Annotated in this window: 25 protein-coding genes; 6 read left to right on the plus strand and 19 right to left on the minus strand. The window is 61.8% G+C overall.

The window, feature by feature from the left end; all coding sequences use genetic code 11:
- Positions 1–29: 29 nt before the first annotated feature.
- The 12 genes from flgK to GYB81_RS10180 all read right to left on the minus strand — a co-directional run bounded on the left by flgK (position 30) and on the right by GYB81_RS10180 (position 12,199).
- Positions 30–2,075 carry a flagellar hook-associated protein FlgK gene (gene flgK / locus GYB81_RS10125; protein ID WP_161897815.1) on the minus strand — a complete coding sequence of 682 codons (2,046 nt, stop codon included), beginning with the start codon at positions 2,073–2,075 and terminating at the stop codon, positions 30–32.
- Positions 2,076–2,084: 9 nt separating this feature from the next.
- Positions 2,085–3,269, minus strand: coding sequence for a flagellar assembly peptidoglycan hydrolase FlgJ (flgJ, locus tag GYB81_RS10130; RefSeq protein WP_161865557.1), 1,185 nt, complete (start codon positions 3,267–3,269; stop codon positions 2,085–2,087).
- A 14-nt stretch (positions 3,270–3,283) separates the two neighbouring features.
- A complete protein-coding gene (locus tag GYB81_RS10135) occupies positions 3,284–4,363 on the minus strand; it encodes a flagellar basal body P-ring protein FlgI (protein WP_074681540.1) in 1,080 nt (359 codons plus the stop codon).
- Positions 4,364–4,614: 251 nt separating this feature from the next.
- Positions 4,615–5,313: a flagellar basal body L-ring protein FlgH gene (flgH, locus tag GYB81_RS10140; protein ID WP_161865556.1), complete on the minus strand. Its 699-nt coding sequence runs from the start codon at positions 5,311–5,313 to the stop codon at positions 4,615–4,617.
- A 40-nt stretch (positions 5,314–5,353) separates the two neighbouring features.
- Positions 5,354–6,139, minus strand: coding sequence for a flagellar basal-body rod protein FlgG (gene flgG / locus GYB81_RS10145; protein WP_024307671.1), 786 nt, complete (start codon positions 6,137–6,139; stop codon positions 5,354–5,356).
- Positions 6,140–6,185: 46 nt separating this feature from the next.
- Positions 6,186–6,926, minus strand: a complete 741-nt coding sequence (locus tag GYB81_RS10150; protein ID WP_143502044.1) for a flagellar basal body rod protein FlgF — start codon at positions 6,924–6,926, stop codon at positions 6,186–6,188.
- Positions 6,927–7,133: 207 nt separating this feature from the next.
- Positions 7,134–8,504 (minus strand): flagellar hook protein FlgE, encoded by a 1,371-nt coding sequence (gene flgE / locus GYB81_RS10155; RefSeq protein WP_161865555.1) that lies wholly within the window; start codon positions 8,502–8,504, stop codon positions 7,134–7,136.
- Between the two features lie 36 nt (positions 8,505–8,540).
- Complete coding sequence (flgD, locus tag GYB81_RS10160; protein WP_161865554.1) at positions 8,541–9,206, minus strand: flagellar hook assembly protein FlgD; 666 nt, start codon at positions 9,204–9,206, stop codon at positions 8,541–8,543.
- Positions 9,207–9,225: 19 nt separating this feature from the next.
- A complete protein-coding gene (flgC, locus tag GYB81_RS10165; protein WP_143508575.1) occupies positions 9,226–9,669 on the minus strand; it encodes a flagellar basal body rod protein FlgC in 444 nt (147 codons plus the stop codon).
- 11 nt (positions 9,670–9,680) lie between these two features.
- Positions 9,681–10,088 carry a flagellar basal body rod protein FlgB gene (gene flgB / locus GYB81_RS10170; protein ID WP_161865553.1) on the minus strand — a complete coding sequence of 136 codons (408 nt, stop codon included), beginning with the start codon at positions 10,086–10,088 and terminating at the stop codon, positions 9,681–9,683.
- Positions 10,089–10,395: 307 nt separating this feature from the next.
- Positions 10,396–11,223 carry a protein-glutamate O-methyltransferase CheR gene (gene cheR, locus GYB81_RS10175; RefSeq protein WP_161865552.1) on the minus strand — a complete coding sequence of 276 codons (828 nt, stop codon included), beginning with the start codon at positions 11,221–11,223 and terminating at the stop codon, positions 10,396–10,398.
- A gap of 43 nt (positions 11,224–11,266) precedes the next feature.
- A complete protein-coding gene (locus tag GYB81_RS10180) occupies positions 11,267–12,199 on the minus strand; it encodes a chemotaxis protein CheV (RefSeq protein WP_161865551.1) in 933 nt (310 codons plus the stop codon).
- Positions 12,200–12,275: 76 nt separating this feature from the next.
- Here GYB81_RS10180 and flgA point away from each other — a divergent pair, with 76 nt between their 5' ends.
- The 4 genes from flgA to GYB81_RS10200 all read left to right on the plus strand — a co-directional run bounded on the left by flgA (position 12,276) and on the right by GYB81_RS10200 (position 14,862).
- Positions 12,276–13,034 (plus strand): flagellar basal body P-ring formation chaperone FlgA, encoded by a 759-nt coding sequence (flgA, locus tag GYB81_RS10185; protein ID WP_161865550.1) that lies wholly within the window; start codon positions 12,276–12,278, stop codon positions 13,032–13,034.
- A 135-nt stretch (positions 13,035–13,169) separates the two neighbouring features.
- Positions 13,170–13,505 carry a flagellar biosynthesis anti-sigma factor FlgM gene (flgM, locus tag GYB81_RS10190; RefSeq protein ID WP_161865549.1) on the plus strand — a complete coding sequence of 112 codons (336 nt, stop codon included), beginning with the start codon at positions 13,170–13,172 and terminating at the stop codon, positions 13,503–13,505.
- Positions 13,506–13,555: 50 nt separating this feature from the next.
- Complete coding sequence (locus GYB81_RS10195; RefSeq protein ID WP_161865548.1) at positions 13,556–14,023, plus strand: flagella synthesis protein FlgN; 468 nt, start codon at positions 13,556–13,558, stop codon at positions 14,021–14,023.
- A gap of 89 nt (positions 14,024–14,112) precedes the next feature.
- Positions 14,113–14,862, plus strand: a complete 750-nt coding sequence (locus tag GYB81_RS10200; protein WP_161865547.1) for a flagellar brake protein — start codon at positions 14,113–14,115, stop codon at positions 14,860–14,862.
- A gap of 20 nt (positions 14,863–14,882) precedes the next feature.
- On the opposite strand, the gene GYB81_RS10205 is transcribed toward GYB81_RS10200, so the two are convergent.
- Positions 14,883–16,196 (minus strand): MFS transporter, encoded by a 1,314-nt coding sequence (locus GYB81_RS10205; RefSeq protein WP_161865546.1) that lies wholly within the window; start codon positions 16,194–16,196, stop codon positions 14,883–14,885.
- A gap of 514 nt (positions 16,197–16,710) precedes the next feature.
- Here GYB81_RS10205 and sstT point away from each other — a divergent pair.
- Both sstT and GYB81_RS10215 read left to right on the plus strand, forming a co-directional pair.
- Positions 16,711–17,934 carry a serine/threonine transporter SstT gene (sstT, locus tag GYB81_RS10210; protein WP_161865545.1) on the plus strand — a complete coding sequence of 408 codons (1,224 nt, stop codon included), beginning with the start codon at positions 16,711–16,713 and terminating at the stop codon, positions 17,932–17,934.
- Between the two features lie 135 nt (positions 17,935–18,069).
- Positions 18,070–18,837 carry an ATP-binding cassette domain-containing protein gene (locus GYB81_RS10215; protein ID WP_161865544.1) on the plus strand — a complete coding sequence of 256 codons (768 nt, stop codon included), beginning with the start codon at positions 18,070–18,072 and terminating at the stop codon, positions 18,835–18,837.
- A 10-nt stretch (positions 18,838–18,847) separates the two neighbouring features.
- Here the strand turns inward: GYB81_RS10215 and fhuF are convergent, their stop codons facing one another.
- From fhuF to fhuB, 6 genes are all read right to left on the minus strand, one after another.
- Positions 18,848–19,591, minus strand: a complete 744-nt coding sequence (fhuF, locus tag GYB81_RS10220) for a siderophore-iron reductase FhuF (protein ID WP_161865543.1) — start codon at positions 19,589–19,591, stop codon at positions 18,848–18,850.
- Positions 19,592–19,612: 21 nt separating this feature from the next.
- Positions 19,613–20,599, minus strand: a complete 987-nt coding sequence (locus GYB81_RS10225; RefSeq protein WP_161865542.1) for a GNAT family N-acetyltransferase — start codon at positions 20,597–20,599, stop codon at positions 19,613–19,615.
- Complete coding sequence (locus tag GYB81_RS10230; protein ID WP_161865541.1) at positions 20,596–21,582, minus strand: TauD/TfdA family dioxygenase; 987 nt, start codon at positions 21,580–21,582, stop codon at positions 20,596–20,598. The genes GYB81_RS10225 and GYB81_RS10230 overlap by 4 nt, the downstream gene beginning before the upstream one ends.
- 25 nt (positions 21,583–21,607) lie before the next feature.
- On the minus strand, positions 21,608–21,808 hold the full coding sequence (locus tag GYB81_RS10235; protein ID WP_161865540.1) for an MbtH family protein: 201 nt from the start codon (positions 21,806–21,808) through the stop codon (positions 21,608–21,610).
- 88 nt (positions 21,809–21,896) lie between these two features.
- Positions 21,897–22,811 (minus strand): iron-siderophore ABC transporter substrate-binding protein, encoded by a 915-nt coding sequence (locus GYB81_RS10240; protein ID WP_178101813.1) that lies wholly within the window; start codon positions 22,809–22,811, stop codon positions 21,897–21,899.
- A 10-nt stretch (positions 22,812–22,821) separates the two neighbouring features.
- Positions 22,822–24,858: a Fe(3+)-hydroxamate ABC transporter permease FhuB gene (fhuB, locus tag GYB81_RS10245; protein WP_161865539.1), complete on the minus strand. Its 2,037-nt coding sequence runs from the start codon at positions 24,856–24,858 to the stop codon at positions 22,822–22,824.
- Positions 24,859–24,914 lie beyond the last annotated feature (56 nt).

The raw sequence follows: 24,914 nt of genomic DNA on the forward strand, positions 1-24,914 counted from the left end.
GCTACCCCTTCCCGCAGGAAGGGCAACTATCAGAATGAGTTGATCAGGGTATCGAACAGGCTACGCGCAACTTGAATGATCTGCGCCGATGCCTGGTAGTACTGCTCGAACTGAATCAGCTTGGCAGCCTCTTCATCGAGGTTCACGCCGGACACCGAGTCGCGGTTGTCGGTGGCCTGCTTGAGAATCGCACCCGTCGCCTCGCCGTCGACCCGCGCCTGGCTGGTCAGGGTGCCGACCCGCTCGACCAGGTCGCCATAGGCATCGGAGAAGCTGGCGCCGGTGGTGTCCGGGGCCGCCGGGTTGATGCCGATGACCGACTTTTTCTGCAGATCGACCAAGCTCAGGGCATTGCGGTTATCCGAAACGCCATTGGTGTTGAACGACACCGAGAAGTTGTCGCCCTGCGAGGGGCGACCGCCGATGCTGACGCCGTAGGAGAAGGCGCTGGGCACGTTCGGCGGGTTGGCCGGTACGTTGATGGTGATGTTGTTGCTCTGCCCCGGCGTGATGTTGCCGTTGTCGATCACGTTACCGTTGATGTCCAGCACTTCGTAGGACTGGGTCGCGCCGCCGGCGGGCCCCATGACGATGCGCATCGGTGGGGCATTGCGCAGGCTGGTTTCCATGTTGGCCTGGGCCGCTGGATCGTAGATATCGATCTCCGTGCTGAGCCGGGGCTGACTGACAGTTCCGGTGCCGGTGTTGCCGGGACTGGAGTCGGTCTTCAGCGGAGCGGCAAAGGCCAGCTCCTCCGGGTTCTTCATCTCGGCACGGGTGTCGCGCGCGGCATTGCGGGTCGGCATTACGGTGAAGCGGTCGCCAGCGGCGAAGGTGCCCTGCGCCACGCTCAGGGAAAAACCGTCGATTTCCGGCGTGGGCACCGTATTGATATCGAAGGTCGCCGGGCTGGCCGGGAACATCTTGCCATCGGAAGAACGCCGTACGACGTATTCGGTGGCGCTGGTGAACTGGACCTCGTAATCGCTGGTGGTCAGGCGCGTGGTGTCGGTGATGCTGACATTGAGATTGGCCGCCGGATCGCTGTTGCCGATGCGCGCCAGGCTGCGCTGGGAAAGCAGCAGTGGGTCGTTGATCGGACGGAACAACTCGTTGCCGAACTGGCCGTTGAGGTCGAGCCCCTGCCCCAGCTGGCGATTCATCTGGTCTGCGATGGACAGTGACAGACGGCCGATGGCGTTCATCGAGGTGTCCAGCACATCCTGGCGGTAACGCAGCAAGCCGCCCATCTCACCGCCAGTGATCAGCGAGCTGACATTCTGCCGGGAGTTGCCGCTGACGAACTGGATCTCGCTGCGCAGTGGGTCGGACTGCCCCGGCGTCACCTCCAGGCGCGCAGCGTTCTTGCCCACCACCAGCGGCTGGCCGGAACCGATAAAGAGGTTGTAGGTGTTGTCATCCTGCGGCACCACCGTCACGCCGACGAACTCGGAGAGCTTGCGCACCGCCTCTTCACGGGCATCGAGCAGGTCGTTAGGGGCCTGGCCATTGGAGGACGCCACGGCGATCGCATCGTTATAACCGGCGATCGAAGTCGCCAGCTGGTTGACCTGATCGGTCACTGCCGACAACTGCTTGTTAATGAACGCGTTCTGCTCGTACAACCGGTCGTAGATGTTGTTGAAGCGCTTTGCCAGACCTTCCGCTTCGGACAGCACCAACTGCCGGGCCGGAACATTGGCCGGGTCTTCCGCTGCGGTCTGCAGGGCTGCGAACAGCTTCTGCATGCCGGGAGTAACGCCCGTATTGCTACCGGCCAGCAACGAGTCGAGTTGGTTGATCTGACTCAGGTACGCCTTGGTATCGCTGTTGAGTGCAGTGCTGCTGCGCACCTGGGTATTGAGGAAGTCGTTATAAATGCGCCTTACATCGGTCAGGGTGGTACCCGAACCAATGTATCCGGCACCACTGAACTGCGGCGTACGCGTAGCCTGGATCGTCTCCTGACGAGAGAAACCCGGCGTATTGACGTTGACGATGTTATGGCCGGTAACGGCCAGCGATGTCTTGTTCGCAGCGAGACCGGAGAGACCGATGTTGAGTAGGTCAGCCATGGTTCAACCTCACGTCCTTGTAGTGGCGCTATCGGCAGCGGCGATTGCCTGATAGGTCTGCATCTTGCGAGCGATCTGCGAAATCTTGCGCGCGTAGTTCGGGTCGGTGGCGTAGCCGGCCTGCTGCAGTTCCTTGACGAAACGCTCGGGGTTTTCGGTGCTATTCAGGGCCTTTTCGTAGCGACCATTGTTCTGCAGAAAGCTGACGTAATCGTCGAAGCTTTGCGCATAGGAATCGTAAGCACGGAAGTTGGCCGCTTCTCTTACGGCCTTGCCGCCCTTGTATTCAGTCGTGAGCACCCGGGCCGACTCGCCGTCCCAGCTGTTGTGGGATTTGATGCCGAACAGGTTATGACTGCTCTGACCATCACCGGTACGGATGATCGATTTACCCCAACCGGTTTCCAGTGCCGCCTGGGCCACCAGATAACGCGGGTCGACACCGATTTTCTCGGCCGCCGCTTCAGCCATCGGCAGCATGGTGGCCACGAACTCCTGCGGTGAACTGAACGCCGCCTTGCCCGGCGCCAGCGGCGGCTGTGCGATACGGCGGCCAGTCAACGCGTCACTGTTGGCCAGGCTAAGCCCAGCATCCTTGGGCGCAGCGCTGGTTTGCGCCGGGATCCAGTCGTTGCCGGCCAGCGCCTTGCTCTCGCCTTCACCCGTCGAAGGTACGATGCCCGCCAACAGACGATCCGCCAGCTTGCCCGGCACGGCCAGGCGCCGACGGTTGATCAATGCCGCATCATCACGGAAGCCTTCACTGCTGGCGACCTTGTCGGCCTTCGACTCGCCCGCGGCGGAAACCGGTTGTTCGATCTGCGCGAAGGGATTCGGGCGACTCGACGGCTGCTTGATTTTCGACATCTGCCGCACCAGTACGTCAGCCAGACCGATACCGCGCCCTTCCTTGGACAGGGTCACGGCCAGTTGTTGGTCGTGCATGTCCTGATAGGTCTTGCTCTCGTTGCTGTTCATGAAGTTGCCCTCGCCGAACGCGGCGTTGGCCGAACGCATGGCCTTGAGCATTTCGTTCATGAACAGCGATTCGAACTCCTGAGCGACCTTGCGAATGTTCTGCTCGGTGTCGCCGCCCACCTTGAACTGGTTGAGGCGGTTCAGGTCGGTAAAAGCGCCGCTGTCGATGGGGCTTTTGCCGTTGCCGAGCAGACCGGCTGAGAGTCGAGAATCCATGGCAGCAATCCTCCTCAGATCACAATCAGGTCGGCCTGCAAAGCGCCGGCTTGCTTGAGCGCCTCCAGGATGGCCATCAGATCGGAAGGTGCAGCACCCACCTGGTTCACCGCCCGCACGATCTCGTCGAGACTGGTACCGGGGCCGAACTTGAACATCGGTTTGGCTTCCTCCTCGGCGCCCACACGTGAGCGCGGCACTACCGCGGTCTGCCCGCCGGACAGCGCTTCAGGCTGGCTGACGATGGGGTCTTCGGTGATGGTCACGGTCAGGCTGCCGTGGGTAACGGCAGCCGGCTGAACCTTGACGTCCTGGCCGATGACGATGGTGCCGGTGCGCGAGTTGATGATGACCTTGGCCACCGCCTTGCCCGCTTCGACCTGCAAGTTTTCCAGAATCGACAGATAGTCGACGCGCTGATTGGGATCGAGCGGCGCGCTGACGCGAATAGAGCCGCCATCGATGGCCTGGGCGACGCCAGGGCCAAGCAGGTCGTTGATCTGGTCGACGATATTCTTCGCTGTGGTGAAATCGGGGCGATTGAGGTTAAGGGTCAGGTAGTTGCCCTGATCAAAGCCGCTGGGTACCGGACGCTCCACAGTGGCGCCACCGGGAATACGGCCGGCAGACGGAACGTTGACGGTGATTCGCGAACCATCGGCGCCACTGGCATCGAAACCACCGACAACCAGGTTGCCCTGGGCGATGGCGTAGACGTTGCCATCGATGCCCTTTAGCGGCGTCATCAGCAGGCTGCCGCCACGCAGGCTCTTGGCATTACCGATGGAAGAAATCGTGATGTCGATGGTCTGTCCCGGCTTGGCGAACGCCGGTAGGTCAGCATGCACCGATACGGCTGCAACGTTCTTCAATTGCACGTTGCCACCCGGCGGCACCTTGATGCCGAACTGCGCCAGCATGTTATTGAAAGTCTGCACGGTGAACGGCGTTTGCGTGGTCTGATCACCGCTGCCATTAAGACCAACCACCAGGCCGTAACCGATCAGCTGGTTGCTACGCACCCCCTGAATCGATGCCAGGTCCTTCAGACGCTCGGCCTGGGTCGGCAGGCTCAGCAGCAGGCACGCGAGCATGGTCACCAGCAGCACCCAATCGTTGGCGCCGCGATGACGATAGCCGCGATGAGCAACGGCGAACTGACGACGGCATGCGCCGGCCTGCGCCGACTCGAGGCCATGGACTCGCAGCCCCCGCTTGGCAGTCGAGGTCACTGCGAATGCCTTGCGCGCAGACCCGCTTGCCGTGGCTCGCGAGTAGCACCGGGAAAGAAGGTTGAGCAAGGACGCGGAATGAGCCAGCCAGGATTTCATCGGTAACACTCCGATCAGAACGGCCACAGCGGGCTGACGAAGAAACGACTCAACCAGCCGGGCTGGCTGGCATCGGCGAACGCGCCGGTGCCCGAGTACGTGATGCGCGCATCGGCAATGCGGGTGGAGGCCACGGTATTGTCGGTGGCGATATCGTCGGCACGCACCAGACCGGAGATACGCACCAGCTCGTCACCGGTGTTGAGGGTCATCCACTTCTCGCCACGCACGGCGAGGATGCCATTGGGCAGCACTTCGGCGACGGTCACGGTAATCGAGCCGGACAGGCTGTTGCTCTGCCCGGCCTGGCCGGATCCGCTGGCCTCGCGCTCGCCGTTGAATTGGGCGCCGAGGTTCATGTTGCCGCCCGTCAGCGGGTTGGTAACCGAAGGGGTCGAACCGAACAGGGAAGTCACGCCAAGGTTGGCGCTACTGTCCTTCTGAATATTGCTGTTGGCGTTCTTGCTGGCCTGGGTACGCTCGTTAAGGGTGATGGTGATGATGTCACCGACACGGAACGCCTTACGGTCGTCATACAGGCCGTTTTCGAAACCAGCTTGGTAGATGGAGCCGTTGTTCTGCGCAGCAGGCAGCGGCGTGCGCGGCAGCACCGGCGCGTAATAAGGGTCGTCCGGCTTGGCTGTCGGCGCAACGCAGCCGCTGCTGAGCAGCAGACCAGCCAACAGGGGGTAATACAGAATTTGCCGGTTCATAACCACTACCTCGCGGCGTTCACAACAGTGTCAAAAGGAATCAGAGGTTCTGCGTCACGAAGGACAGCATCTGATCGGCGGTGGAAATCACCTTGGAGTTCATTTCGTAGGCGCGCTGGGTAGTGATCATGTTCACCAGCTCTTCCACCACGCTGACGTTGGAGTTTTCCAGGGTGTTTTGCAGGGTGGTGCCGAGGCCATTGAGGCCCGGATTGCCTACCTGCGGCGCGCCGCTGGAACCGGTCTCCAGGAACAGGTTGTTGCCGATGGCCTCAAGGCCTGCCGGGTTGACGAAATCAGCCAGCTGAATGTTGCCGATGATCTGCGGCTGCGGGTTACCCGCAGTCGTCACGGAGACGGTGCCGTCTTCGCCGACGGTGAAGGTGCGCACCTCGTTGGGCAGCACGATTGCCGGCTCAAGAGCAAAACCCTGAGAGGTGACGATCTGGCCATCGGAGTTAAGGTGGAAGCTGCCATCGCGGGTGTAGGAAACGGTCCCGTCAGGCTGCAGAATCTGGAAGAAGCCCCGGCCATTTACAGCCATGTCCAGAGGCTGCTCGGTGGTCTGCAGGCTGCCGGCGGTGAAGATTTTTTGCGTGCCGACTACGCGCACACCGGTACCCAGCTGCAGGCCGGACGGCAGTTCACTGTCCTGGCTGGACTGGCCACCCGGCTGACGACGGATCTGATACAGCAGATCCTCGAACTCGGCACGATCACGCTTGAAGCCGGTAGTCGCGACGTTGGCCAGGTTGTTGGAAATGGTGGTCAGGTTCATGTCCTGAGCGGACAAACCGGTCTTGCTGACCCACAGTGCCGGAAGCATATCGTTTCTCCTCGGGTGCCGGTTTTACGGCGCCGCGTACTGGTAATTAGCTAATCTGCAAAACCCGCGCCATGGCCGACGAGTTGTCTTCGGCAGTGCGCATCATCTTTACCGACAGTTCGAACTGTCGAGACAGGGACAGGATGGCGGTCATTTCTTCCACGGCGTTGACGTTGCTCGCCTCGAGGAAGCCCGAAGTCACCTGAACGGTGGCGTCAGCCTCGACCTCGGGCTGGCCCTTGACGCGAATCAAGCCATCGGTGCCCTTCTCCATGCTTTTGGGATCAGGGTTGACCAGCTTGATGCGGTCCACCTCGGCCAGTACGTTGGGGTTCTCGCCCAGCGCTCGAATGCTGATGGTGCCGTCCTGACCAATTTCAACCTTCTGCTCCGGCGGCACGGCGATCGGCCCGGCATTGCCCATCACCGGCAAACCGTTGCCGGTGCGCAGCACACCCAAGGCATCGATGTTCAGACTCGCGGTACGGACGTATGCCTCACTGCCATCGGGCGCCTGCACGGCGATCCAGCCCTTGCCACCAATGGCGACATCGAGATCACGACCGGTTTCCTGCAGCGTGCCGGCACGAAAGTCAGTGGCCGGGCGCTCGGTCATGGCAAATACACGCGCCGGATAGCTTTCACCGAACAAAGGCATCGAACGCGCCTGTTCGAAATCACGACGGAAACCGGACGTGGAAACGTTCGCCAGGTTATTGGCGTGGGCGCGCAGGCTCAGCGTGTTGTTCTGCGCTCCGGTCATGGAGACGTACAGCATCTTGTCCATGGTAATTCTCCGAGTGGGCGACGTGCCCTTGGCTCTTTGCAAGCAGTACAGCAAGCGCCGTGCCAGACTCGAGAAACGAACTCAAGACACTGATTTAGAAGGAATTAAAACAACGAGGAGAAGTGCCAGGGAATACCAGCGGCGAGGTTTTGCCGGCGCTGGAACGGCAAAGCGGCAAGCCCGGCTTGCCGCTTTGCTTCAACATCATTAACGCAGGTTGATGATGGTCTGGGTGATGGCGCTTTCAGTTTCGATGGTTTTGGCGTTGGCCTGGTAGTTGCGCTGAGCCACGATCAGGTTCACCAACTGGTCCGACAGCTCGACGTTGGAGTCTTCCAGCGCACCGGCCTGCAGGGCACCGAGCGTACTGCTTCGCGGCGTCCCGATCACCGGCTCACCGGACTCGAACGACTGTACCCAGGCGGTCTTGCCAACGGGAGTCAGGCCCTGCACGTTGGCGAAGTTCGCCAGCAGCACCTGACCTTGCACCTTGGACTGACCATTGGTGTAGCGAGCGAAGATCACCCCGGTATCGTCTACCTCCACCCCGGCGAGCTGACCGGTGGTGTAGCCATCCTGGCTGACCGCATTGACGCCGAATGATGCCGCGTATTGAGTCGAACCACGCATGTCGAACGTGAAGGCCGCGCTGTCCGCGCCATTGGCGACCATGGCACCCGGAGTGGCCGGGTCTTTCTCCGCCGGCGTCCAGTCCGCCGCTCCCAGGGCGAAAATACCGTTCGGAGTTCCGGCCGGAATGGGCGGAGCATCCAGGGCTGGATTCGCCGGCGCACCTGCAAGGGGAGTGAGGGCAGGTGTAGCGAACTGCCCGGCAGCATCGTAATTCACTGCGTAGCTGAACGGCCGAGTGCTGCTCGGATCACGAGGGTTAACCCCGTCAATCAGCACATGCATGGTCCAGCCGTTGTTGGCCGGCGCCTCGTTCTTGACGAAGTACTGGCTCATGACGTGGGCGTTGCCCTGCTCGTCATAGATATTGGTGGAAGTTGACCAGTTGAAGGACTGCGAGTCGCTCGGATCGAAGGTCGGCGCCGCCATGGTTCCGGCATTGGCCGGACGTACGGCGTTGGAGTTCAGGTTGATCGTCTGCGTGACCGAGGTAGTCGCCTTCGGCTCCTGCTGCCCGGCATTGACCCGCAGATCGCTGCGAACCGGCAGGATGTTGCCGTTCTCGTCCGCGCCATAGCCCTGCAGCCGATAGCCGAAATTGTTGACGATATAACCATCGCGATCGGTACCGAAGTAGCCGGCACGGGTATAGCTGATCTCGCCGTTGTTGCTGGTAACGAAGAAGCCGTTGCCGTTGACAGCCATGTCCAGGGCGTTCTGCGTGTAGTTGATGTTGCCCTGATTAAACATCTGCGCCACATCGCCCAGCAGCACGCCACTGCCCTGCGGGTTTTTGCCGGTGCCGAGCATCGACGAGGCGTAGAGATCGGCGAACTCGGCACGCGACTGCTTGAAGCCGGCAGTACCGGCGTTGGCAATGTTGTTGCCGGTGACGTTGAGGTCGCTGGTTGCCGCACGCAGACCACTGAGACCGATATTGAACGACATGGAAGACTCCTTTGCCGGAACGACCGGCGTCAATAATTACTGGCCGATGACCTGCACTTGGGAAAGCGGAACGTTGCCGAGGCCGGCGAGATTGAGCATCAGCTCGTTGCCGCCCAGCGTCACGCTGTCGACGTTGGCCGGCAGCATGGTGTAAAGACCTTTGGTTTCGGTGCCGTAGGTGGCCTGCGCCTCGAACTTGTAGGTGCCGGGCGGCGCCACATTGCCGCTCGAATCCTTGCCGTCCCAGATGAAGCTGACATTGCCAGCGGCCTGCTCGCCCAGGTTGATCCGGGTGACCAGTGAACCGGAGTTGTTATAAACGTTGACGTATACGTTGCTGCTGCTGACCGGCAGCACGGTGCTGGCCTTGAAGCTCTCACTGGTATCGACCACCGCCTTCTCGCCCGGCACGATAACCTTGCGGCCGACCAGGGAAGACGCCTGCAACGCCTGTGAAGACTGGAAGCTGGAGAGCATCGACCCCATGCTGGTGTTGAGTTTCTCGATCCCTTCCACCTGGCTGAACTGCGCCAGCTGGGCGATGAATTCGCCATTGCCCTGCGGCTCCAGCGGGTTCTGGTTGTTCAACTGCGCCACCAGCAGATTGAGAAACTCGTTTTTGCCGAGATCCTTGTTCTGCTTGGTGTCCTGCTTGATCTGATACTGGTCGAGTACCGAGCTGGTTCCGCCTACTGTGCTCATTCGAAATCTCCTCGATGCGTTACTGACCCAGAGTCAGTACGCGCTGCAACATTTGTTTGGCGGTATTCATCATTTCCACGTTGGTCTGGAAGGCGCGACTGGCGGAAATCATGTCGGCCATTTCCTCGACCACGTTGACGTTCGGGTAGTAGACATAACCGTCGCCGTTGGCCATGGGATGATCCGGCTCGTAGCGCGGCATCAGGCTGCTCTGATCCTCGATCACACCCAGCACCTGAACACCACGACCTGCCTCGTCCTGCTCGGCGAACAGAGAGCCACGGTCGCCGCCCTGCGCTTGCTGGAATACAGTCGCGAATACCGGATGACGGGCGCGGTAGGTCTGATCCAGGCTCGAAGACACGGTCTCGGCGTTGGCGATGTTGCTGGAAATGGTGTTCAGGCGAGTGCTCTGGGCGCTCATGCCGGTTCCGGCGATATTGAAGACACTGGCAAGGGACATGGTCGCGCTCCTTATTCGCCGCGCAGGGCTGCGGTCAGCCCTTTGAATTTGCTGTTGAGGAAGGTAAAGCTGGCCTGGAACTGCACGGCATTCTCCGCGTAGTTGGCCTGCTCGATCTGCAGGTCAACGGTGTTCTGATCCAGCGAGGCATGGAACGGGGTGCGATACGGCAGCTCAGCCTCACCGGTTTTCACGCCGTCGGCCGGAATATGGCGGCTGTCGGTGCGGTTCAGAGAAACGCCACCGCGCTGCATACGGCTGTTCTGCTCAGCCAGCACGCTGGCGAAGTCCAGGTCGCGCGCCTTGTAGTTCGGGGTATCGGCGTTGGCGATGTTGTTTGCCAGCACCTCGGCACGCTGGGAGCGGAAACCGAGTGCCTGTTCGTGGATGCCGAGTGCGCTACCGAAATTGATGCTCATGTTCGAACCTTTGCCGCTAAGGCCATGTGGTCACTGTTGCGAGCTATTCAGCAAAGGCTGTGCCAAGTTATTTAAATCAGTTAAATCAACTACTTAACATCATATAAGGCGAAGAAAAGCGGCAAAGCGGCAAGGCTTTACCGCTTGCTGGCAACGGGTGGCAAAGGACGTTTGGCAGACTGCCGCCTGTCGGTGCGGATCTATTCACGATAACAATCGCGCCCGCGCGCGAATAATTCCGCTCCTACAAATGCAAGCGGGAGGCCATGGGCCTCCCGCTTGTGATGATAACGAACGAGCCTCGCGGCTATTTCGCCTTGTAGATGATCCCAGGGCTGCATTGCACCATCTGATACTTATCCGGCAGGCCATTGAGCGCCTCGGAAGCGCCCAGGAACAGGTATCCGCCAGGTTTCAGCGTGGCGTGAATGCGAGTGAGGATGTCTTTCTTCACCTCGGCAGAAAAGTAGATCAGCACGTTGCGACAGAACACGATGTCGAACTTGCCCAGCGCCGCGTAACTGTCCAGCAGGTTGAGCGGCCGAAACTCGACCCGACTCTTGACCGGCCCCTTTACCTGCCAGCGACCCGGCCCTTTGGGGTCGAAGTAGCGCTGCAGACGCTCCTGCGAGAGGCCGCGCCCCATGGCCAGGCTGTCATACTCACCGGACTTGCAATTGGCCAGCATCGAAGGCGAAAGATCGGTGGCGACGATCTGCACACCCGCCTTGAGCTGACCAAGATTGGTACGCTCGAACTCATCGATGGACATCGACAGCGAGTATGGCTCCTGCCCCGACGAGCAGGCCGCCGACCAGATACGCAGGCGCTGAGCCGGATAGGCCTTGATCAACTCCGGCAGGACGCGGTTCTTGAGCACCTCGAATGGGTAGGTGTCGCGAAACCACAAGGTCTCGTTGGTGGTCATGGCATCCACCACCTGCTCGCGCAGCCCGCCGCGCGGCTGGCTTTGCATGCGCTGCACCAGCTCGCCCAAGGTTTTGATGCCGTTCTGTTCCATCAGCTTGTTCAAACGACTGGAAACCAGGTACTGCTTGTTGCTACCAAGCAAAATACCGCAGGCCTTTTCCAGAAACGTCCGGAACTGCTCGAAATCCAAATTACCTGAAGACACTAGCGCCGCCTCACCCACCATAACGTTCGCCGAAGGACGACCTTCAGCCCCCATCCGATACACGAATGCGATCGACCACACGTGCTGCCAAGTCATCTGGTTTGAACTTGGCGAGGAAATCGTCCGCGCCGACCTTCTTCACCATCGCCTGGTTGAACACACCGGAAAGCGAAGTATGCAGGAGGATATGCAGCTTCTGCATGCGCGGATCGCTGCGAATCTCCGTCGTCAGCGTGTAGCCATCCATTTCCGGCATCTCGATGTCGGAAATCAGCATCAGCAGCTCCTTGTCAGGATCGCGCCCCTCTTCCGCCATTTTCTTGAGGTAATTGAGCGCCTCTCGTCCATCATTCAGCGCCGTCACCTCGACGCCAACCGTCTGCAGACAGCGCGAAACCTGTTTGCGCGCCACCGAAGAGTCATCGACGATCAACACATGCTTGGTCACCGCCTGACTCTGAACCTGCTCATCGATGACGCCGGCGGAAATCACCTCGGAGGTAGGCGCAACCTCGGCAAGGATTTTCTCCACATCAATGATCTCGACCAGCTGCTGATCGAGCCGCGTGACGGCGGTCAGGTAATGATCGCGCCCGGTTCCCTTGGGTGGCGGATGGATCTCTTCCCAATTCATGTTGACGATACGCTCCACCGAACGCACCAGAAAACCCTGAACCTTGGTGTTGTACTCGGTAATGATGACGAAGCTGGTCTTGAGATCTTCCAGCGGCGCCCGCCCGGTGGCGATGGATAGATCAAGGATCGGGATGGTGCCGCCACGAATGTTGGCCACCCCCCGCACCACCCGACTGGACTTGGGCATAATGGTGAGGTTGGGGCATTGCAGCACCTCCTTCACCTTGAACACGTTGATACCGTATAGCTGTGGGCCTTCCAGGCGAAACAGCAACAACTCCAAGCGGTTCTGTCCCACCAGCTGAGTTCGCTGGTTAACCGAATCCATCAACCCGGCCATGCCCGGACTCCTTCTTGTTTAGTCACGCATCCCCATTGAGCCTAGCAGGCGGCACGGGGCTTGCTTTGCATTGCTTATGAAGCAGAGAACGTCATCATTCCGTCAGCTACTGGCAAAGTGCCTTGCCCCTTTGTCCGTTTTACTCGCTTTGCCAACACTCGGCTATAGCAGTACAGCGGCGGCCACCTTTACCAGCACTGAAGAGCTTATCGGCGCAACCGAGTCCTTTCTTGAGCAGGCAACCGCCGAATATCTACAGCGTAGCGAAATTCAGGGCCGCCATGAGATTCGCGTCAATCGTCTCGACCCACGGTTACGCCTGCCTTTGTGCGATCAACCACTGACCACCACGCTGGAAAGCCCGGCGCAGCCTCTGGGCCGCGTCACCACACGCGTGCGCTGCGATGGCAGCGCCCCCTGGACCGTGTTCGTGCCGGCTGAGATACGCTTGTACCGCCCGGTGGTCGTATTGACTCGCCCTCTCAAACGCATGAGCGTAGTCAAAGCCGCGGATCTCAGCATGATGGAACGCGACGTGGGGCCACTGGGTCAAAACTTCCTGACAGACCCTTCACAGGCAATTGGCAAGAAATTGACGCGGCAACTGGGCGGCGATCAGGTACTTGCGCCGAGCCATTTACAGATTGCCGAAGTCATACGTCGTGGCGATCAGGTCGTCATCAGCGCTCGCGGCACCACTGTCAATGTCCGTATGCCCGGGGAGGCTCTGGCTGACGGCGCACCGGGCGAACAGATCAATGTGCGTAACCTGCGCTCGCAGCGAGTGGTGCGAGCCCGCGTCGTCGGCCCTGGCCAAGTGGAAGTTTCCATGTAGGCATGTTTCTTGTAGCGCAAAGGTCTGGCGATTCCCTACACTAATGAACGACGCAGTGAAATTAGTCCTAAAGTTTTCTCGGCAACGGCCGAAAAGCATGGCAAGCGTCCACCAAATCGTCTGAGGTTCTGCATCATGGTCATCGACTTCAACCGGCTGAACAATGCCAATACGCCCGCTAATGCGGGGCGTACCGGCGCGACTCAGGCTGGCAATCGCAGTGATTCGGCGCAGCCGAACAAGGCGCCTGTCACCGGTACCGATGAACAAACCAACGCCAAGAGCGGCGAATCCGTGCAACTGAGCCGCGAGGCACAGCAGTTGCAGGCAATCGGCGAAAAGCTGCGCGATCAGCCCATCGTCAACAAGGAGCGTGTGGCCCAGCTGAAACAGGCCATCGCCGACGGCAGCTACCAGGTCGACAGCAAACGCGTCGCCCAGAAACTGCTCGACTTCGAATCCCAGCGCTAGTCCCAGGGCTGCGCTGGGGGTGTTGGACGCCCGACCCCCAAGAGCCCGCCATGCACGACACAGCCCTGCTTGACCTGTTCACCACCGATATCGGCACCGCCGAGCAATTGCTTGAGCTGATCGATAACGAATTCCAGGCCCTCACCGAACGCGACCTGTCCCGCCTCGATAGCCTGCTCAACGAAAAGCAACCTCTGCTTGCCCTGCTCCAACAGCATGGCAGTGAGCGAAGCCGCCTGCTGCAAAACGCCGGCCTGAGCGCTGATCGTGAGGGGCTTACTGCACTGGCAGGTAAATCTTCAGTGGGTGATCAGCTACTCGCTCGCAGCGAGGAACTTTCCGCCCTGCTCAAGCGCTGCCAGGACGCCAATCTGCGCAATGGCCGCCTGATCCGTGCCAACCAGGCCTCGGTGGGTAGCGTGCTCGGCATCCTGCGCGGTGGTGAAACGCCTGGCCTCTATGACAGTCGTGGCAGTGCCGCTAGAATCGCGCAGCAAAGGCCGCTCAGCCAGGCCTGAGCCCTCATCATAAAAAAGCACAGGGACATGCAGGCACTACGCCAGTATGCTGGTGCCGATGTAGTCCATGACTCGGAGAGTTCCGAACTGTGTCCAGTGCGTTCAACGACGAGAGCGGTCCTCAGCCGCCCAAGGTGCTCAAGACATCCGTCGAGATCATTACCACCCTACGACAATTGCAGCAAAACCATGACCCTCTGGTTATCCAGTTCAAGGACCGTGGTCAGCGTTTTCAAAGTTATCTTGTCGAGATCGACAAGGACCGAACGCGCATCGCCCTGGATGAAATTATTCCCACCGACGGTGAGCGTTTTCTCAAACAGGGGGAAACATTCAATGTCGAGGCTTATCGCGATGGTGTGCGCGTGGCCTGGACCTGTGACCATGACGTGCAGCTTGGCGAGCTCGATGGCGCTCCGTGCTACTGGGCTCCCCTACCCGTCGAAGTAATCTATCACCAGCGTCGCAGTGCCTATCGCGCACCACTGAAGCAGAGCGATCTGGTCAAGGTGGTTCTCAACGGCGACAAACTGCGTGAGCCGCTACCCGGTCATCTGCTGGACATTTCCGCCACAGGCTGCAAGCTGCGCTTTGCCGGCGATCTCGCCCAGCAGTTGAGTAATGGCCAGGTGCACGAACGTCTCACAGCCTATCTCCCCTTCGGCAATCTGACCTGCGCGGTGGAAATACGCCATGTGCAATACGAGGACAAGGTCGACATGACTTTCGTCGGCTGTCGCTTCCATCGCATCGGTGGCCTGGAACAACGTCAGGTCGAGCGTTTCGTCTATCAGCTGCAACGTGAGGCGCGCCGTACCGAGAGCGACGGCGCGCTCTAGGCGGTTGCTTGCAGGTAGCCTTAAAGGGCCGCCTGCCTCTTCTCCTGATCACTCTCAGCTGCCGCAGCTGCAGCAGGCTCCTGCATTTGCTCCTGCACGGTCTGCTCATCCACCCGCGGATCGAGCGCAGCAACCAATGGCGAGCTCGCGACATTGCCGGGCATGGCCATGTGCTGCAGCGGTGCGTCATCAACCTGATGCAGATGCGTCACCTTTTCAGGGCGAATGCGCCAGACCAGGATAAGCGCACAGACGCTGACGAATACGTACAGCATGTTGGCCCCGTAAAACCGCATCAGCACTCCCGTCAGCAAGGGACCGATACAGGCACCAACGCCGAAGGTGACCAGCAGCATCGCTGTAAGCGATACACGTCGCTCCGGCTCCACGTGGTCGTTGGCCAGGGCTACTGCCAGTGGATAGAGACTGAACTGCATCAGACTCACCAGAAAACCGATGCAGATCAGCAGGCCCAGAAAGACGTTTGGCAATGCCGCCAGCGGCAAGGCTGCGAACAGGAGCAGTACTGCGCAGCCGCGAATCAGGCGCACGCGATCATGGCGATCGGACAACCAGCCCAGAGGCCACTGCACCAGCAAGCCGGCGAGAATGCAGCTCCCCATGAACAGGCCCACCTCCTCCGTGGAAAGCCCCATGCGCGTGGCATACAGCGGCGCCAGACCGTAGAACGAGCCGATCAGCAGGCCAGCCACCGAAATGGTGGTGAGCGAAAGCGGTACCCGCTTTAGAAAAAAGCGCAGCTCCAGCGGAGCCGGGTGCAAAGGTGCCGGGTGCAGGCGGCGAGTTAGTGCGACCGGTACCAGGCACAGGGCGAAACACAGCGCCACCAGCATCAGCAGCTCCAGCCCCAACGTCGGATGCACCACCAGCGTCAGCTGTCCGAGGATCAGCCCCAGGTAGGAAGCGGCCATGTAACCACTGAACACCAGACCGCGCTGCCTGGCTTCGGCCTGCTCGTTGAGCCAGCTCTCGATCACCATGTACTGGCACATCATGCCCAAGCCCACCAGCATGCGCAGGAACAGCCAGAACGGCAGCCACTCCACCAGACCGTGGCCCAGCACCGCCGCGGTAACCACCCCGGCGCAGGCCACGTAAGCGCGGATGTGCCCCACCCGGCCGATCAGCCGATGACCCAGTTTGCCGCCCAGCACCAGACCGAAATAGTTGGCGGCCATCAATGCACCCACCCACAGACCGTCCACCGTATCGGCCAGGCGCAGTGCCAGGTAGGTACTGAGCAGGCCGGAGCCAAGCAACATCAGCAGAGTGGCGAAATAAAGCGAGCGGAATGACTTCCAGATCAGTCGCATTGGCGGGTAAAGCTCCTTGTACGCGGTAACGATTAACGGCGTCAGACGTGCCCAGCCGGAACACGACACTGCCGTAATCCTGAAAGCGGGCCACAAGCTTGCTGGCGATGTACCCTTCGATGAATTACTCACCAAACAGTTCGACTGTCAGCTCGCTTCGCTTAGGATGCTCAATAGCGGTGGCGATGGTACAGCGTAGCGTCAATTCCCCTGGCGTCTCGAATGCCCTCGGAATCTCAGGTTATGGCTACAACTCGCGCCCCAGACCATGCCTCCGGGCCTAGCGCGATAGTCTGATTCGCTTATGCAATATCTGGCGCGGTCAAGCTTACCGAGATGCGACACCGGCTTGCACCCTGTCGTCCAGATGTTCCTTCCGAGACTCGAAGCCTGGCAAGGCTGTGCTAGAGTCGCGCGCTATTTTTTCAGCAGGCCTTTCACTGTCTTCGCTGAAAACCTCTCGAACCAGGCACGACGCCACTTGCAACGCGCCCAGCAACCAGAGAACAACGCGATGTCCCAAGCCATCCACCCTGTCCTGCAGCTCCTCAACCGCACCAGCCTGGTGACGCAGATCATCATCGGCCTGCTCGCAGGTATAGCCCTTGCCGTTATTGCCCCGCAGGCAGCACTGTCCGTCGGCTTCATCGGTAACGTGTTCGTCTCGGCGCTCAAGGCGGTCGCTCCGGTGCTGGTATTCATCTTGGTGATGTCGTCCATCGCCAACCACCAGCAAGGCCAGCAGACCCATATCCGCCCGATCCTGCTGATGTACCTGATCGGCACCTTCAGCGCCGCGCTGGTGGCGGTGGTTGCGAGCTTCGCCTTTCCGTCGTCGCTGGTGCTGAGCAGCCAAGCCGCAGAGCTGACCCCGCCCGGAGGAATCGGCGAGGTACTCAAGACGCTGCTGATGAATGTGGTCGACAACCCGGTCAACGCCCTGCTGCGCGGCAACTTCATCGGCATCCTGGCTTGGGCCATCGGCCTCGGCTTCGCCTTCCGCCACGCCAGCGCCGGCAGCAAGCAGCTGCTCGGCGACCTGGCCAACGGCGTGACCGCCATCGTCAAGCTGGTGATTCGCCTGGCGCCGCTGGGCATCTTCGGCCTGGTCGCGGCGACCCTTGCCGAGTCCGGCTTCGACGCCCTGCTCGGCTACCTGCACCTGCTGGTGGTGCTGGTCGGCTGCATGCTGCTGGTAGCGCTGCTGATCAACCCTGCGCTGGTCTATTGGAAGCTGCGCCGCAACCCTTACCCGCTGGTGTTCACCTGCCTGCGCGAGAGCGGCATCACCGCCTTCTTCACCCGCAGCTCGGCCGCCAACATTCCGGTCAACCTGCAGCTGTGCCAGCGCCTGGGCCTGCACGAGGAAACCTATTCGGTCTCCATCCCGCTGGGCGCCACCATCAACATGGCCGGCGCGGCGATCACCATCACCGTACTGACCATGGCCGCGGTGCATACCCTGGGCATCGCCGTCGACCTGCCCACCGCCCTGTTGCTGAGCGTGTTGGCCTCGATCAGTGCCTGCGGCGCCTCGGGCGTGGCCGGCGGCTCGCTGCTGTTGATCCCGCTGGCCTGCAGCCTGTTCGGCATCCCCAACGACGTCGCCATGCAGATCGTCGCCATCGGCTTCATCATCGGCATCGTTCAGGATTCGGCGGAGACCGCGCTGAACTCCTCTACCGACGCCCTGTTCACCGCCGCCGCATGCATGGCGGAAGAACAGCGTCAGGCCTGATGACAAAGGACAGAAGGCTTGCATGAAGTGCAGGCCTTCTGCTCTACGGACGGCAGATTCCGGCAAGGCAAAATTGATAACGATTAGCGTTTGAATTAGATTGACGCCCTTCGCACACCGACCGCGGACGGCTTCATGTTCGAATTGCAAAGCGTCAGTTTCAGCATTCCTGAACGCACCCTGCTGCATCCCCTGAACCTGCACATCGATGCCGGGCGCATGGTCGGCCTGATCGGTCATAACGGTTCAGGCAAGTCCACCCTGATCAAACTGCTTGCCCGCCAGCAGTCGCCCAGCAGCGGCCAGATCCTGCTCGACGGCAAACCGTTGCCAGCGTGGGGTCAGCGCGACTTCGCCCGCCAGGTGGCCTACCTGCCGCAGCAGTTGCCGCCAACCGAAGGCCTGAGCGTTCGCGAACTGGTGGGTTTCGGCCGCTATCCCTGGCATGGCGCCCTGGGCCGTCTGGGCAGTGAAGACCGCGCGCACATCGAGCGCGCCCTGGACCTGACCGACACCGGCATGTTTGCCGATCGTCTGGTGGATCATCTGTCCGGTGGCGAGCGCCAGCGTGTCTGGCTGGCCATGCTGCTGGCGCAGAACACCCGCTACCTGCTGCTCGACGAACCCACCTCGGCGCTGGACATCGCCCACCAGGTGGAAGTCCTCTCTCGGGTTCATGACCTCAGCCGCGAGCTGGGCCTCGGCGTGCTGGTGGTGCTGCACGACATCAACATGGCTGCGCGCTACTGCGACCATCTGCTGGCGCTGCACAGCGGTCGACTGCTGGCGCAAGGCAGCCCGACCGAGCTAATGCATGGCGAGACCCTGGAGCGCATCTACGGCGTGCCGATGGGGGTGATGGCCAATCCGGTGGACGGCTCGCCGATCAGCTACCTGCACTGACCGGCACGCCTCAGGAGGCCGAACCGACCGCCTGCGCCGGGGGCTCGTCGAGCAGCGGGCAGTTCTCGCACAGTTCGAGTTCGGGCAGCAGATAGCGAATGCAGCACACCCGCCGCTGTCGCCACGGCAGCGCAGCGCCCTGCAGCTCGACATAACGCACCGGCTGATACAGCGGATTGCGTCGCCCATCAGGCAGCGTGGCCGCTTGCAGGAGGCTGAAACCGTCAGTCAGCAATGGGGCCGGCAGGACCTTGCCCAGCGCCGTCAGAATCCACTCGAAATAGTTGCCGGCATTGCTCCAGAGCACCTTGGGCGCGACCTTCACCTGCGCGGTGAAGGCCTGGATCAGGGGTGCCAGATGTTCGTGCTGGAGATGGGCGAAACGCTCGAACGGATCGCCAGGGGCGAACGGCTGCCCCGCATCGCGCAGCTTGAACGCCTGTGGCAGATGCTCCTCATCGAGCACTACCTCGATGTCATCGAGGTTTAGCGGCAGGCGCCGGTTCAGCACCAGCGCGGCGGCCACCACCGGCGGGATCAGGCGCACGAAATAATACTTCGACCACTGCGACAGCAGCGCGCGGCGGTCACCGCCCGGATATGCCTCGCCGAAGCGCGCCAGCAGCGCCGGCAGCCCTTCGGCGCTGAGCAGTTCGCGCAGCGGCACCGAGGGCCGTGGATCATCGCGCAACACCAGTGTGTCCCGATAGGACGAAAAATCGCCGATGAACAGCGGCGCCAGTGCCTCAATCACGCTGAGCGATTCCCGATACGTTCAACACAGTGCCCCGCTATCAAAAAAGCGCTCGCGACCGATCGCCATCAGCGCGGCGCGCTTGTGAGGGAAATCGAACTCCTTTTCCCGGTAGTAACCCAGCGTTTGCATATAGGCGATCATCTTCGCATTGTCGGCGCGCGGTTCGGCTACTACCAGACGAGTGCGCGGATCGTCGAGAAAGGCGTAATGGGTCAACGCCGCCAGCCAGCTGGCCACCTTGTGCGGCCCGCGATGCGCCTGCTCACCCACCAGCATGTGGATGCCGCGATCATAATCGTCCGCGACATAGAAAGGCGCAATGCGGTCTTCCTTGGCCCAGTAGAGCTCGAAGTAAGCGAAAGGCTGGTCGTCGAAGCAGCCGATGAGGCTGTAGACATGCGGATCGGCAGCGATGCTTTCGAGATAGCTGCGATGCTGTGCGAGATCGCCACCTTCCTGCCAGAAATGCAGGACACGCGGCGTGTTCTGCCAACGACTGAAGCGCTCCAGGTCCTGATCGATGTCCAGCATACGCAGGGATATCCAGGCGCCCAGACGCGCATCGAAACGCCGGTAAACCTCGCCCTCGGGCTTGGGCCGGCGCCGCGGATGGCGCTTGCCGTCGCTCATCAGCATCTGCTGCGGATACGGCGGTAGCGCCTGGCGCAGCCAGGGCTGCGGCAGTTGCCAGAACAGGCTGCGCTCGACCTGCGCACTGGCGCTACCGACATCGCCACGCAGCCAGTCGCCACAGGCCTGTAACGCCTGCGGATCCAGCCCCTGCCACTGCAGGCGCGGCGCCTGCGGATGAGCGGCGAGCCACCAGTAGCTGGCGCACCACAGCGCATCGGCCAGATCGTCCGTGGCCACTTCTAACATCTGCACAGCGTTGGTCTCGCAAATGCGCAACTGCATTAGCGGCTGGCCGTCGCAGGTCAGCCAGATCGCAGAGTCGCGCGATTCGCCTTGCAGCAGGCGCCCATCAGGCAGTGGTAATGCATTCATTGGAAGCCCTCCTGACCGAAAGCCTCGGCCATCGCCACAACTACCTTGCGCGGCCCCTTGAAGGGATCGCGGGCATGGGCCGTGAGCATGTTATCGAGCATCAGAATGTCGCCGTCGCGCCAAGGGAAACGAATGGTGCAGGCGTCCAGCACGCCGCGCACCTCATCCAGCAGGCTCGCCTCGATGGGCGTACCGTCGCCGAAGTAGACGTTACGCGGCAGCCCCTCGAGACCGACCGCATCGATCAGCACCTCCTGGGTATCGGCATCCAGGGCCGACAGATGGAACAGGTGCGCCTGGTTGAACCAGACCCAGTCACCGGTACGCGGATGCTGGGCAACGCCCTGGCAGAGCTGACGCGTGCGCAGCTCGTCATCGCCGAGCCATTCGAAGTCGATACGGCGGGCACTGCAGTAGCGCTCCACCTCCTGGCGATCCTCGGTATTGAAGACCTGCTGCCAGGGCAGATCCAGACCGTTGCCGTAATTGCGCACGTAAAGCAGGCCGCGCTCGGCGAAGCGCTGGCGGATGGCCGGATCGATACGCCGGAACACCTCACGGCTGTCGGCAATGGGTGTCTCGCCGCCCTGCTCGGCCGCCTGGGCGCAATAGAACCAGATACGCAGCGGCCATTCGGTGGTGTAGGCCTGCTCGTTATGCAGCGGAATCGGGCGATGAGCGGGAAATTCGGTGGAGGTGTACACGCCACCTGCGCTTACCCGGCTTCGCGGCGTGGAACCGAACTCGTAACTCAACAGCGGATGGCCAAAGGCGCCGGCAAACTGCTGGAAGCGGTCCACATCGACATCGGCAAAGCCGCTGAACAGCAGGCCACCGCACACTTCGAGATGCTCGGCCACCAGTTGCTGCAAAGTCGGCAGATGTTCGTGCAAGCCCTGCCCGGCCTGCAGCGGGCTGACCCGCGTGGGCAGGCCGGCTTCGATGCTCAGGGCGGCATGCGCCAGATCGGTCACTTGATTCATCGTCGCGCTCCCCGCAGGTCGCTGTTCACGCCATGGCCTGGCGCAGGCTCAGCGGGCGCATGTCGGTCCAGACCTTTTCGATGTGGGCCAGGCAGGTGGCCTTGTCGCCGGACACCCCCACGGCCGACCAACCTTCGGGAATGGCCTTGTATTCGGGCCAGATGGAATACTGCTGCTCATGATTGATCACGACCAGAAAGCGCGCGTTTTCGTTGTCGAAGCTCATGCGATGACCTCTGTGAAAGTGACTTGCCCCTGGCCATTAGTAATAGCCACCGGGATCCTCTTAAAAGACGAATGGCCGAGGGCAAAATTCAACGATTCATCGCCTCGATGGCCTCGCGCACCTGGGTCGCGATAGCGGCTGTCGAGCGTGGGCCACCAAAGGTCCAGTACGGCGTGGCAAGAAAGGCGTAACGCTGCTGCTGGGCGACCGGCAGGGCCTTCCACAGAGGGCTCGCGAAGAACGGCGCCCGCTCCTGCCCACCGATGAACAGCACGCGCAGCCCCTCCTCGCTAGCGACGCTGCGCATATCGATGCGCCGGTGCAGGCTGTGTGCAGAACTTAGCGTCCAGGGCGAGCGCACCTCCAGGCGGTTCATCAGGCTGCCGATCAGCGTCTGCTGGTTGAGGGCGATGAAACTGCCCTGCTGCACCAGCGGATAGAGCACGGCAACCGGCTCGCCCTGCAGGCCTCGCTCACGAACGGACTGACGCGCTGCTTCCACTGCCAGCTGACCGTCGCGGATCACTGCAGCAGCCTGCTCATGGCGCCCGGTCAGACGCCCGAGGTGCTCCAGCATGGCCTCGCCGATGGCCACGCCGTCATAGCCTGCCGATGCCAGCGACACCTGATAGATGAGGGTCGGTGCCAGGCCATCGAGACGCTCGAACAACGGCAGGTGCAGGTAGGCCACACCGACGATCAGATCCGGCTTGAGCCGGGCGATGGCCTCCAGATTGGGTTGCTGCGCGCTGCCCAGCGCCACACTGCGCTCGAGCAGGTCGTTGCCGATGCCGATGTAACGGCGATAGCTGGCCAGGTTGGCGACGCCGACCGGCTCTATCCCCAGCGACACCAGCAGCTCGGTACTCAGCTCATCGAGGCTGACGATGCGCTGTGGCGCGCCTCCAACGCCGGCCGACTGTCGGGCCACCAGTTGCGCATCGGCCGCCCAGGCACCCTGCGCCAGACAGAGCAGCAATGCCCCAAAGAAAAGACGCAGCATCGCCACCGCACTAGCTCCTTTTGTCACTGAAATAGACACGGCTGAGCAACAGCAGGAACAACGGCGCACCGATGGCGGCCGTGGCGATTCCCAGCGGGATGTCCAGCGGTGCCAGCAGCACGCGCCCGAGCAAGTCAGCCGAGGCCAGCAGGGTCGCGCCCAACAGCGGCGCCGCCACCAAGCGTTGGCGAGCGCGATGAAAGCCCAGCAAACGCACGCCATGTGGCACCAGCAAGCCGACGAACGCCACCGGGCCGACCACCGCCACAGCCGCTGCAATCAATGCACTGGCCAGCACGATCAGCAACACGCGCCTGCTCGGCACCGACAGTCCGAGGCTGCCGGCTACACCATCGCCCAGCTGCAGCAGATCCATCCAGCGCATGGTCGCCGCGCACAGCGCCAGGCCGATCACCAACCAGGGCAGCATGGCCTGCAGATCACTCCAGGTTCGCCCATAACTGCTGCCCACCATCCAGATCAGCGCCTGGGCTATATTGCTGGTGAACTGCGCCATCAGCAGGCTCACCACGGCAAGCACCACGCCGCTGATGGCAAAGCCGGTGAGCGTTACGCGCAGCGGCTCCAGGCCGTGACGCAGGTTGAGGCCGATGACGATCACCAGCGCCAGGCCGGCGCCCAGCCAGGCCAGCGGGAACCGCCAGGCAACGGCCAGCTCGGGCATGAAGATCAGGGCCAGCAGCACCACCAGCGCTGCCATCTGGCTCACCCCGAGAATTTCCGGGCCGGCCAGCGGGTTGCGTGTCACCGCCTGCAACAGCATCCCGGCAGTTGCCAGCAGCGCGCCAGCGGCCATGTCCACCAGCAGGCGCGGCAGGCGCAAATCGAGCAACGTCATGGCCATGGGCTCGCCGCTCCAGACCCGTTGCCAGAACACCCAGACACCCGACTCCCCCTGCGCCGTGCCCGCTACCAGCAGCGCCAGGCAGATCAGCACCGCGAGCACGACGAACGACCACAAGGGCAAGCGCATGGCACGGCTCTCGCCCGGCATGCTCGCTGTGACCGCCGCCACCGGCGCGCTGCGCCCGTAACGCAGCAGCAAGAGGATCGCCAGCGAACCGAGAATGGCCGACAGCACCCCCAGCGGCAATTGGAACCAGGGCTCTACCGCAGCTACGAGCGCATCGGCGAGTAACGTAAGCAGTGCGCCCCATATCGCGCACAAGGGGATCAGTCGAGAAGGCCGCACCACAGCGAAGGCAAAGCGCAACAGGTTCGGCGTGATAAGCCCGATGAAGCCCAGCGGCCCGGCCAGATGAATGGCCAGCGCCGCCAGCAGGCTGCCGAGGACGATGCTCAGCCCTTTCAGCCAGGCCGGCGAGAGCCCCAGCGAGCGCATCTGCCCGTCGCCCAGCACCGCCAGGTTCATCGGCCGCATCAGCACCAGCAGAGCCAGTGCAATCAGCGGCAACAGATACAGCACCGGATGCATCGCGCCCCAGCCCAACTGCTGCAGCGAACCGGTGTTCCACAGCGACACCACCATCGCGGCCTGGTCGTTGAGGCTGAGAAACAGTGCGATCAGCGCGGCGAAGGTCTGCGCCACTGCCACTCCGGCCAGGGTCAGGCGCAGCGGCGAGGTGTTCCAGCCGCCGGCCATGAGAAAGGTGAACAAGGCCGCCAGCAGGCCGCCGACAAAGATCAGCGGCAAACCCAGCGAGCCGGGCAGAAGCATGCCGAGGATCACGCCCAGTTGCGCCCCGGCGGTGATGCCGAGCAGATCCGGCGACACCAGTGGGTTGCGCGTGATCAGCTGCATGATCGCCCCGGAAACGCCCAGGCAGGCGCCCACCAGCACTCCGGCAAAAGCGCGTGGCAGCTGGGTCCACCACAGCAATAGGCCGTCGAGCGACGGCTGCGACGACAGCGGCGCCAACCAGGCCTCGGCCGTTGGCCAGGGATGGCGCAACACGCCCTGCCACAGCAGAATGGCCAGCAGCAGTGCCAGCCCCAGCAGCGCCAGGCCAGCATGACCGAACCCACGTACAGCGGCGGGCTGGCCGGGGCGGCTCAAACTCGTCATCCATTGTCCTTACTTATGCAAAAAGGCGAAGGGTTGCCCCCTCGCCTTGGTTTGCC

Origin of the sequence: Pseudomonas yangonensis (assembly GCF_009932725.1) — a bacterium.
GTDB lineage: Bacteria > Pseudomonadota > Gammaproteobacteria > Pseudomonadales > Pseudomonadaceae > Aquipseudomonas > Aquipseudomonas yangonensis.